Origin of the sequence: Methanobrevibacter sp., assembly GCF_045611865.1 — an archaeon.
Lineage (GTDB): Archaea > Methanobacteriota > Methanobacteria > Methanobacteriales > Methanobacteriaceae > Methanocatella.
Genome location: NZ_JAZKXX010000029.1, coordinates 1 through 10,179, shown reverse-complemented (window position 1 = coordinate 10,179; position 10,179 = coordinate 1). Strand labels below are relative to the sequence as shown.

Annotated in this window: 11 protein-coding genes; 6 read left to right on the top strand and 5 right to left on the bottom strand. The window is 36.6% G+C overall.

What is annotated here, in order from left to right; genetic code table 11:
• The 4 genes from ACKI32_RS03080 to glmM form a co-directional block, all read left to right on the top strand.
• Positions 1 to 251: phosphomethylpyrimidine synthase ThiC (locus tag ACKI32_RS03080; RefSeq protein ID WP_407413381.1), on the top strand; the 251-nt coding region annotated here is incomplete at its 5' end.
• Positions 251 to 1,909, top strand: coding sequence for an ATP-dependent DNA ligase (locus tag ACKI32_RS03075; protein ID WP_407413379.1), 1,659 nt, complete (start codon positions 251 to 253; stop codon positions 1,907 to 1,909). The genes ACKI32_RS03080 and ACKI32_RS03075, both read left to right, overlap by 1 nt.
• Before the next feature lie 108 nt (positions 1,910 to 2,017).
• Positions 2,018 to 2,416: an OB-fold nucleic acid binding domain-containing protein gene (locus tag ACKI32_RS03070; protein WP_407413377.1), complete on the top strand. Its 399-nt coding sequence runs from the start codon at positions 2,018 to 2,020 to the stop codon at positions 2,414 to 2,416.
• Positions 2,417 to 2,479: 63 nt separating this feature from the next.
• Entirely contained in the window at positions 2,480 to 3,844 is a 1,365-nt protein-coding gene (gene glmM / locus ACKI32_RS03065) for a phosphoglucosamine mutase (protein ID WP_407413375.1), read from the top strand.
• A 173-nt stretch (positions 3,845 to 4,017) separates the two neighbouring features.
• Here the strand turns inward: glmM and ACKI32_RS03060 are convergent, their stop codons facing one another.
• From ACKI32_RS03060 to glmU, 5 genes are read right to left on the bottom strand one after another with little or no spacing between them, the layout of a single operon-like run.
• Complete coding sequence (locus ACKI32_RS03060; RefSeq protein ID WP_407413373.1) at positions 4,018 to 5,154, bottom strand: tetratricopeptide repeat protein; 1,137 nt, start codon at positions 5,152 to 5,154, stop codon at positions 4,018 to 4,020.
• A 14-nt stretch (positions 5,155 to 5,168) separates the two neighbouring features.
• Complete coding sequence (locus ACKI32_RS03055; RefSeq protein ID WP_407413371.1) at positions 5,169 to 5,873, bottom strand: anaerobic ribonucleoside-triphosphate reductase activating protein; 705 nt, start codon at positions 5,871 to 5,873, stop codon at positions 5,169 to 5,171.
• On the bottom strand, positions 5,874 to 6,974 hold the full coding sequence (gene hisC / locus ACKI32_RS03050) for a histidinol-phosphate transaminase (protein ID WP_407413369.1): 1,101 nt from the start codon (positions 6,972 to 6,974) through the stop codon (positions 5,874 to 5,876).
• A gap of 3 nt (positions 6,975 to 6,977) precedes the next feature.
• Positions 6,978 to 7,460: a gamma carbonic anhydrase family protein gene (locus ACKI32_RS03045; protein WP_407413367.1), complete on the bottom strand. Its 483-nt coding sequence runs from the start codon at positions 7,458 to 7,460 to the stop codon at positions 6,978 to 6,980.
• A 16-nt stretch (positions 7,461 to 7,476) separates the two neighbouring features.
• Positions 7,477 to 8,763 carry a bifunctional sugar-1-phosphate nucleotidylyltransferase/acetyltransferase gene (gene glmU / locus ACKI32_RS03040; protein ID WP_407413383.1) on the bottom strand — a complete coding sequence of 429 codons (1,287 nt, stop codon included), beginning with the start codon at positions 8,761 to 8,763 and terminating at the stop codon, positions 7,477 to 7,479.
• A 161-nt stretch (positions 8,764 to 8,924) separates the two neighbouring features.
• Between glmU and ACKI32_RS03035 the strand changes: the two genes are divergently transcribed.
• Together ACKI32_RS03035 and ACKI32_RS03030 are read left to right on the top strand one after the other, a co-directional pair.
• Complete coding sequence (locus ACKI32_RS03035; protein WP_407413365.1) at positions 8,925 to 9,092, top strand: rubredoxin; 168 nt, start codon at positions 8,925 to 8,927, stop codon at positions 9,090 to 9,092.
• Positions 9,093 to 9,260: 168 nt separating this feature from the next.
• Entirely contained in the window at positions 9,261 to 9,980 is a 720-nt protein-coding gene (locus ACKI32_RS03030) for a DUF4012 domain-containing protein (RefSeq protein ID WP_407413363.1), read from the top strand.
• Positions 9,981 to 10,179: the final 199 nt, after the last annotated feature.

Genomic DNA, 10,179 nt, shown 5'->3' with positions numbered 1-10,179 from the left:
AAGAAGGAGTAATCGCATCAAAGATTGCTGCTGAAGCTGCCGACGTTGCAAAAGGACTTCCGCAGGCATGGGATAGAGAACTTAAAATGGCTCAAGCCAGAAGAGAATTTGACTGGGAAGCACAATTTAATTTGGCCTTGGATAAATCCAAGCCTAGAAAATACCGTGACAAATGCGAACTTGAAGATGACGAAATGTGCGCAATGTGTGGAGAATATTGCGCAGTAAAAATAGCTAAGGGCGATTTCTAATGAAATATCAGGAATTAGTAAATGTTTACTCAGCACTTGAGGCAACTACAAAAAGACTAGAAAAAACAGAAATAATATCCGAATACTTAAAAAAATTGGATTCAGACACTATTGAAAAAGTAGGATTGTTGATTTTAGGCGTTGTATTTCCGGCATGGAGTTCAGAAGAAATTGGAATTGGAGGAAAATTGGTTGAGCGTGCCGTGGCTGAAGCAGTTGGAACCACACAAGCCGCCGTGGAAGATGCAGTTCGTGACGAAGGAGATATCGGTCTTGCATGCATCAAATTATATGCCAAAAAATCCCAAATGACCTTTTTCTCACAACCATTGACAATCGATTTTGTTTTCAATAGCTTGCGCAAACTATCCACAATAAGTGGTTCAAGGTCCACCAACCGTAAAATCGCAGTCATTTTGGAATTATTAAGCCAGGCCAGTGCAACCGAAGCCAAATACTTGACCCGTACAATTACAGAGGAGTTGAGGATTGGTGTAGGCGACGGTATCGTAAGGGATGCGATAGCTGATGCCTTCAACATTGACAAGACCATCGTTGAAAGGGCACAGATGCTTACTAATGACTTTTCAGTGGTTGCACGAACCGCCAAGGAGCAAGGTGCAGAGGGCCTTAAAAAACTTAATCTAACTCCTGGAACACCCGTAAAACCAATGCTTGCACAGCTTGCACCCCCTCTTGATGAAATCATACCTGAGATGGGAGAAGCAATTTGTGAGACAAAATATGATGGAATCAGATTACAGGTCCACAGAAACGGCGATGAAATCAACATATTCACAAGAAGATTGGAAAACATCACCCATGCACTTCCGGAAATCGTTGAACTGTTCGACGAACACCTCCCACATGAAAACTACATCGTGGAAGGGGAAGTTATAGCTACCCGTGACGGCAAACCTCTGCCTTTCCAGAACATCCTTCACAGAGTGAGAAGAAAACACAATGTTGAGGAAGCCATGGAAAATGTTCCTTTAAAATTATACCTGTTTGACGTGCTGTTCTATAAGGTTCCAATGATTGACAAACCGTTAAAACAACGAAGAGCAACCCTTGAAAGCATTGTGGATACCTCAGTTGATGAGATGAATTTGAGTACAATGAAAGTGGGAACTCCAGACAACATTGATGAACTTCAAGAGCTATTCGAATCATCAATCGAAGGAGGACATGAAGGAATCATGATTAAGGACTCTTCAGAGCCATATATTCCAGGCCTTAGAGGCAAAAAGATGCTTAAATACAAGGCGGAACCTGAAACCCTGGACATGATTGTCATTGGCGGAACATATGGAATCGGTAAAAGGGGAGATTTCGTTGGATCATACCTTGTTGCACTTAGGGATGAAAACGATGATTTTAAAAGCGTGGCCTATGCTGCAACCGGCCTTGATGATGCCACTTTAGAATATTTAACCGGCAAAATGAAAGAACTTGAAATTTCAACTAAAGGTAGGGAAATTAAGGTTGAGCCGAAGATAGTTCTAGAAATTGCATTTTCAGAAATCGTTGAATCTCCAGAATATGAAACTGGTTATTCCCTAAGATTCCCTGTTGTTAAAAATATAAGAAAAGATAAAGGTCCTATGGATGTGGACACTGTTGACAGGTTGATTTCCATGTACAATACTGGAAATTAAAACTTTATTTACTTGAAAAACATCACCATACTATCTTTTCACATCCAGATAAATTTAACAACAAAAAATCCTAACACCTATTTTTACTTTGAAAATCAACTAAAGACCATGAAAGTTACAGATGACAAACTACTAAAAATAGCATTGATTACTTCTCTAATTGGGATTATAGGACTAATCATATTCACACCAACGATTGAAGTTAAAAAAGTTGGAATTGATGAGATTTCAAGGGCGATGATTGATGAAAAGGTATCTGTCCAAGGAGTCATAACAGATATTACACAGTCAAGTTCCAAAACAAGCTATTTTCTTAAAATCAATGACGGCAGTGGTCAAATCCCCCTTATTATATTTGAAAAGCAGGTAGCCGAAATTCAATCAAGAAACCTGGACATTGAAGATTTTAAAAACAGAAAAGTTGAAGTTACAGGAACAATTACCGAATACAATTCCGATTTGGAATTGATATTGTCAAGCGGGGACAGTATGCGCATTATCAACTAACAATATCTTTTTATTAATTAAAATCAAAAAATAAACTATACAAATTTAACAGGAATTTTTAACATGTCTGATAAGAAAAGATTATTTGGAACATTTGGAGTTAGAAGAACAGCCAATGATGTTTTAACACCAGAGTTCGCTTCAAGACTTGCAGCCTGTTACGGATCCCAAATCCAAGGAACCGTTGCAGTGGGCGGAGACACAAGAACTTCAACACCAATGCTGAAAGAAGCTGTTAAAGCCGGGCTTTTATCTTCCGGATGTGATGTAGTGGATTTAGGAATATTGCCTACTCCAGGTGTTCAATACGCAGTTCGCAAGTATTATGACGGTGGAGTGATGATTACAGCTTCACATAACCCTCCAAAATATAACGGGCTTAAATTTTTAGATGAATACGGTATCGGAATACCTGATGAAATGGATCTTGCAATTGAAAAGCTTTACTTCGATGAAGAGCCAATCAGAGTTCCATTTTCCGAAATTGGCCAAATCTATCACAATGACAATATTATTGACGAATATGTCGATGAGGCAATCTCCAAAGTTGACGCTGAAGCCATTCGCAACGCCAAACTGAAGGTTGTTGTTGACTGTGGAAGCGGTGCGGGATGTTTTACAGCACCATATCTAATTCAAAAATTAGGCTGTGATGTTACAACCCTTAACTGTCAGGCTGACGGATTTTTCCCAGGTCGTGACCCTGAACCGATTGAAGAAAACCTGCAGGAACTCATTAGTGTCGTAAAAGAGCTTGGTGCAGATATTGGTCTTGCGCATGATGGAGATGCTGACAGAACCATATGCATTGACGAGAAAGGTAATTTTGTTTTAGGAGACAAAACATTCACACTTGTCGAAAAGCAGATGCTTAAAGAAAACGATGGCGGAATTGTCGTGACCACAGTTGCAACATCACAGGCAATCTATGATGTGGCCGATGAATACAACGGCGAAGTAATAGCCACTGCCGTTGGTGACTTGCTTGTTGCACGTAAACTCAAAGATGAGGACGGACTTTTTGGTGGTGAAGAAAACGGAGGTTTGATTTTCCCTGATTTCGTTTATGGAAGAGATGCAGTAATGACTGTTGCAAAAATCCTTGAAATCCTTGCAAAAGAGGGCAAACCATTATCCGAATTAGTAGCTGAACTTCCTGTTTATTATGCAAGCAAGATGAAAATCGAATGTCCTGACGATGAAAAAGAGTTTGTCATGTCAAGTATTGCAAAAGAAATTCAAGAAACAACTGATTTTGAACTTGACCTAACAGACGGTGTTAAAATCCTAAAAGAAGATGGTTGGGTAATTATAAGACCATCCGGAACTGAACCAATCTTTAGATGCTTTGCCGAGTCAGACTCCCAGAAGAAAGCTGATGAAATGACAGATTGGGGAATCAGTTTAATCAAAAAATACAAGAAATGAAAACACGAAAAACCATCACCAAAATCAAACCAATATAGTGAAAAAATCAACTCATTAAAATATATGTTATCTTAAAAAAATCAATTAAACAATAGCTAGTTTTGAGATATTGACTTTACCATTAGAAAAAAATTAAATTAAAATAGACCATCTACATTAAAAAATAGAAATGTTTAAAAGTATTCCAAACACTCTTCTTTTAAGAAAAATGCATCCTCATTATCAGGATTTCTAAGCAATACTTTGTTGAAACTATCAACAGCCTCTTCAAACTTACCCAATTCCATCAACACAACACCTTTGTTAAGCAAAAAGTCAATGTTGTGTTTTTCCAAATCAATAGCTTTGTTAAAACATTCCAACGCTTCATCCAATTTTCCCAAATCGATGTATGCATTTCCCATCCTATTAATGGCACTTGCATCCATTTCAGAATCGTCCAAACATACTTCCACCGCTTTGTCAAAAGATTCAATGGCTTCTTCCAACATCCCCATATCAGTCAATAGATTGCCCCTTGAGTTCCATACCTCAGGGTTTTCACCATCGATGACTATAAGTTTATCATAGACTCTAAGTGCTTCATCATACCTTCCAAGCATTTCAAGAATGAATCCTCTCCAATAAAGAACAATCGGACTGCTAGGACGATAGTTATAAGCAATATTACTTACCCTAAAGGCTTCATTAATGTTTCCTGAGTTTAGAAGTGCAATGGCCTTATTGTTTAATATGTAAATGTTGTCAGGCTCGATTTCCAATGCATTGTCATAACATTCTATTGCATCAATGAACCTTCCAAGCCTTGACAGGTTATCCCCCTGCTTGTTTAAGAGATAAACATCATGAGGGTCCAGTTTCAATGCCGCATCATAACACATTGTTGATTTATCGAATTTACCACTGTCAAATAAAATGTCTGCCCTTTTGGTAATCATGGCCTTTTCATCTATTTTATCGCCTTTCCAATCATCAATGTTAATTTTTTCAAAATAAATAATCTGGAATTTATCATTCGGGTCAATTCGACCACCATACATCTTTTTGAATTCCCTAAGCATGTCATTTGAATCCTTGAATCCCTCTTGGCGAGCAAGCTCATCATTTCCATCAATTTCTTCAAATGAAATGTCTTCAACGCCGGTGACAAATGCTTCAAAAATTTTCATTTTTTCCTTAGAAACTAAATTCCAATAGCAATAAAGCCTATCCCCAACTTTAAGAGGAGTTTTCCATGCTTTACGTATTGTTCTGGTTTTTTTACCAGTGATAACATCTATATCATTACTCGAAAATGATAAAATCGGCATTTATATAAACCTCTTTAAATTATCTGTTCTCCAAATTCTGCGGATTTGACTTTAACAACACCATCAAAGTACGGTTTGATTTCACCGGCCAATTTAGCTAAATCATGAGGATTTGGAACTTCAACTTTTTCAAGGGCCGAATCCAGCACATTTTTATTTCTAAACTGCTGGATGGTATAAACATCAGCCTGAATCTCATCAACAAGATTGCGTATGTCTTTTTTTGTGTGCAATGTTGGAACGAACGTGGTTCTGACTTCCAGGTGAACCCCCGCTTCATTAATAAGGTCCATTGATTTTTTAACCTGAAAACCTATGTTGGCTCCCGTAATCTTTTTGTATTTTGAAAAGGTGGTCTTTACATCAAGTGAAACAAAATCAAGCAGATTCAAATCAAGCAATTTTTTAAGCTTTTCCGGATAGATTCCACTTGTGTCCAATTTTGTTTTAAGACCTATTTGGCGAACGTAGGTTAATATCTCTGCTACCGCATCGGTTTGCACCAATGGTTCTCCACCGGAAATCACAATTGCATCTAGAAAATCAGCTGAAGAGTCTATTTCATCTTTGATTTTTTCAAAGGACCATTCAGTATCATCTTCCAATAGCTCAACATTGTGACAGTATCTGCATGCCAGAGGACATTTTGACATGAAAATTACCAATGACATGTTTCCATGAAACTCAACAGAAGATATTACGGTTCCACCAATATACATTTAACTTAAAACCTCTTTTAAAATTTCAATGAATTTTTTGTCTTCTTCAAGTGTGCAAATACTTATTCTAATCCAGTATTCATCAAGACCCTTAAATGAAGTACAATCCCTTACAATGATTCCTCTTTTCATAAGTTCCAAAGCAAGTTCTGATGCTGTAAAACCTGTTTTCCTAACATCAATCAACATGAAATTGGATTTTGACGGGAAAACATAAAGTCCGTCGATTTTTGACACTTCATCATATAGGTACTGCCTTGACTCAATACCTTTTTTAATTGACTCTTCAATATAATCAGTGTCCCTAAATGTATTGAGCGCCGCAACAAATGACAGCCTTGTTAGGGAAAACACCGGTTTGATTCTGTGCATATATTCAATGATTTCTTCACATGCAAGTCCATAACCTATCCTCATACCCGCAAGGCCCAATACCTTTGACATTGTACGGATGATGAAAATATTATCGAAATCATTAATTAAATCTTTGTTTGTGACTTCTGAGTATTCAAAGTAAGCTTCATCAATAACGATTAATATTTCAGGGTTTTTTGAAGCGATGTCTATTAAAACTTCCTTATCAATCAGTGTACCTGTCGGATTGTTTGGGGAACATAAAAACATCATTTTTGTCTTATCACTGATGGATTTAAAAATGGAATCAACATCCAATTCATTTTTTTCCAAATCCCATTTTGCATAAACCGGTTTTGCCCCATATTGCTGCAACAGGTATTCATAATACATGTAAGACGGCAGAGGAACAATAAACTCATCACCCTCATCAATGAATGTTTTTGCAAGAACATCAATGATTTCATCAGCTCCATCCCCACCTATGATTACTTGTGAGTCTTTAACGCCCGCATATTTGGCTATTTCTTTAACAAGTTCCTTAAGTTGAGATTCAGGGTATCTGTTAATTGACTTTATCTCATCACTGATGGCCTTCATCGCTTTTGGAGACGGACCCCATGGATTTTCATTAGAACCTAATTTAATAATGTCTTCTTTATTTAGGTTAAAATCACTTGCAATCTCATCCTGAGATCTTCCGGGTACATATGAATCCATTTCATCCACTATTTTTCTTGCCTTCATATTTTATTCATCCTTATACTGTTTAGACAGTTTAACGTAATTATCCGCATTTTTTTGGATATGTTCTATCTGTTCTGGAGTAACTTCTTTTACCAATCTTGCCGGGACGCCTAAAATTAGGCTGCCTTCTGGAAAGTCCTTTCCTTCACTTACGACAGCACCCGCTCCGACGATTGAGTTTTTAGAGATGTGTGCACCGTTCAATATGGTTGCATTCATTCCAATCAAAACATTATCGTCCAAAGTGCAGCCGTGAACAACAGCTCCATGGCCAACAGAAACATTTTTTCCAATTTTAACCGGATATCCTTTAGTGCAGTGCACAACGCAATTGTCCTGGACGTTTGAATTGTCACCAATGGTTATTGAATCAGTATCTCCCCTCACCACGGCTCCATGCCAGATTGATACATCTTCACCTAATTCAACTTCACCGATTACCTGTGCACCCGGGCATATTACAATAGAGTCTTTTTTATTTTCCATAATATCGCCAATTGCTTTATTTTTTAGCTTTTTTATCTTGTATGATATGATTCTGTTTTACCAATACTCTTGTATCGGAGGGTACATCATCATATAACAAAACCCCTGAACCAATAGTGGAATTGTAACCGACCTTAACCCCTGGAGAGAAACTGGAGTTAATTCCTGTTTTAACGGAGTCCCCAATAATGGACCCGAGTTTGCGTCTTCCACTATCAATCATTTGATTTTTGATTTTGGTTTTAACTGATCTGTTATCGAAACGCAAATTAGCAATGTTGGTTCCGGCAGCTATATTACAGTTAGAACCGATTACAGAATCCCCAACATAACTCAAATGGCTGACATTCGTATTTTCCATAATGATTGAATTTTTGATTTCAACAGCATTTCCAACGTGAACATGATCGCCAAAGTATGAATTACCCCTAATGTAGGAATTAGGACCTATATCACAGTTCTTTCCTATGTAAACATTGCCTTCTATATATACTCCTGCTCTGATAACGCTTCCTTCATCCAAAAAGATTTCACCATGAATATGGGCTCCTTCTTCAATGACACCCTTAATTTCTGTTTTGAGCTGGCCGATTAGCTCTTCGTTGACTTCAATCAACTCCCAAGGCCTACCTACATCAATCCAATCCTTGTTTGTCTTATGACCTATGACTGTTTTTCCGTCAGCTATCTGCATTGTAACTGAATCTGTGATTTCGTATTCCCCTCTTTCGGAAAGTTCTGTTTTTTCGATTTTTTCAAATATGTCTTTGTTAAAAACATAGATTCCCGCATTGACAAGGTTGCTTGGAGCTTCTTCCTTTTTAGGCTTTTCAACAATGCTTTTAATGTTTCCATCTTCAATTTCAACAACACCAAAAGCGGAAGGATCTTCGACTTCTGTCAAAAGCATTAAGGTGTCGGGTTTCATATAATTGTATTTCTTAATTATTTCATTGATGATTTCATTGTCAAGAATAATGTCTCCGTTTAGAACAATCAAACTGTCCTTAATGAAATCTTTACCATATGAAATAGCATTAGCAGTACCCAAGAAATCTTTTTGTGTCTGGTAAGTGATGTTTACTCCAAATTCGCTACCATCACCAAAGTAATCACGAACCATTTCTTCCTTATATCGAACGATTAATAGAATATCCTTAATACCGTTATCCTTTAATGCTTCGATATTATACTGCATAATTGGTTTTCCAGCAACCGGCAACATGGTTTTAGGCTTTGTAAGTGTTAATGGCCTCATTCTTGAACCTTCACCGGCGCATAAAATAATTGCTTTCATTTTTATTGTCCCCAAATATTAACTAATAATATTATATTTTTTGCTTTAACTAATAAATTAACTTTACTAAAAATATAAAGGTAATTTTAAATAATATGTGAAATAAACTAAAAACTAATTAGCTATTAATTAAATTTAATAGTGAAATTTTAAAGGAGATTATTAAAATGACTATCTATGTTTGTTTACACTGCGAATACAGATTTGACTCAGAAAAAGGTGACCCTGCATACAACATTCCTGCTGGAAAAACTCCTGCAGACATGCCAGATGACTGGGTTTGCCCAGAATGTGCTGCTCTTGGAAAAGACGCATTTATTGCAGAAGATGATTAAATTCATCTTCTAAAAACTTTTTTATTATATTTTCTTTAAAAATTTTTTTTAATGTTGAAAAAACACTAAAAACCTCACTTTGTTAAAAATATTTATATAATTTAATCTAAAAATAAATAGATAAGATAAAGTTTTTTAGATAATTATTAAATTTAGGCTGGGAATTGAATGAAACGATATAAAAAATTGATAATAGCTATTTTAATTGTTATTCTTATTGGATTGCTAGCTGTTATAGCAGGTGCCCTATTAGGAGGCCCTGACTTAACACAAGAAAATAAAACCATCCTTGTTTTAGCTTCCGATAAATATGAACAACCTAACGGTTCTGTAGATATGGCATTTATGATTTATTTAGAAAACGGAAGTTTAGCAAATTATACTCCTGTTTATCCTGGTGGAATGACCCACCCAACACAACCCGCCCCTGGAGGCATTGGAGGTAAGATGTATCTTCACGACTGTCTTTGGGATGGAGTGGAAAATGGTGTAAAATATGCTCAAGAAATCGTAGAAGCCAATACTGGAATGCATTCAGATGCAGTAGTTATTGTATACGATGAAGGTTTAGACAACGTTCTTAATACTGTCAGACCTCTTGAAGTAAACGGTGAAGTAACAAACCTCAGTGCAGCAGACATTGTCAGGTCAAACGATGCATATAACGGATATGCTGGAAGTGAAAATATGCCTGGAACAATGTCAAGAGGAGATGCAGTAATGGTATTAACCAAAGCAATTGCAACCGCTGCTAAAGATCCTGACAAAAAGGCCACTATGGTGCAAGCTGCATTGAACGAATACGCAAAAGGAAACATTGTAATGGTTCCTGAAGGTGCATTCACCAAATTACTTGCAACCAAAGGATTCGAACAATTATCGTCGTAATTGAATAGTCTTTGAAGAATTTTATAATTCTTTAAAGAACTTTTTTTATTTATTTTTTTGGCTTTGTAGAAATCCTCTTTTTTATTGAATCTGAGTTGATCGATAGATGTTGTAAATTGTATTTTTGAGTTTTGTTTCTTTATTTGATAATTGTAGGCTTCTGCTTCGATTTGTTCCGTTGAATATTCTTTTTATTACA

Excerpts from the sequence above, each read along its gene's own strand:
- ACKI32_RS03070 (WP_407413377.1), top strand. The coding sequence starts at position 2,018 with ATGAAAGTTACAGATGACAAACTACTAAAAATAGCATTGATTACTTCT.
- ACKI32_RS03030 (WP_407413363.1), top strand. The coding sequence starts at position 9,261 with ATGAAACGATATAAAAAATTGATAATAGCTATTTTAATTGTTATTCTT.
- ACKI32_RS03075 (WP_407413379.1), top strand. The coding sequence starts at position 251 with ATGAAATATCAGGAATTAGTAAATGTTTACTCAGCACTTGAGGCAACT.
- glmM (WP_407413375.1), top strand. The coding sequence starts at position 2,480 with ATGTCTGATAAGAAAAGATTATTTGGAACATTTGGAGTTAGAAGAACA.
- ACKI32_RS03045 (WP_407413367.1), bottom strand. The coding sequence starts at position 7,460 with ATGGAAAATAAAAAAGACTCTATTGTAATATGCCCGGGTGCACAGGTA.
- ACKI32_RS03035 (WP_407413365.1), top strand. The coding sequence starts at position 8,925 with ATGACTATCTATGTTTGTTTACACTGCGAATACAGATTTGACTCAGAA.
- ACKI32_RS03055 (WP_407413371.1), bottom strand. The coding sequence starts at position 5,873 with ATGTATATTGGTGGAACCGTAATATCTTCTGTTGAGTTTCATGGAAAC.
- hisC (WP_407413369.1), bottom strand. The coding sequence starts at position 6,974 with ATGAAGGCAAGAAAAATAGTGGATGAAATGGATTCATATGTACCCGGA.
- ACKI32_RS03060 (WP_407413373.1), bottom strand. The coding sequence starts at position 5,154 with ATGCCGATTTTATCATTTTCGAGTAATGATATAGATGTTATCACTGGT.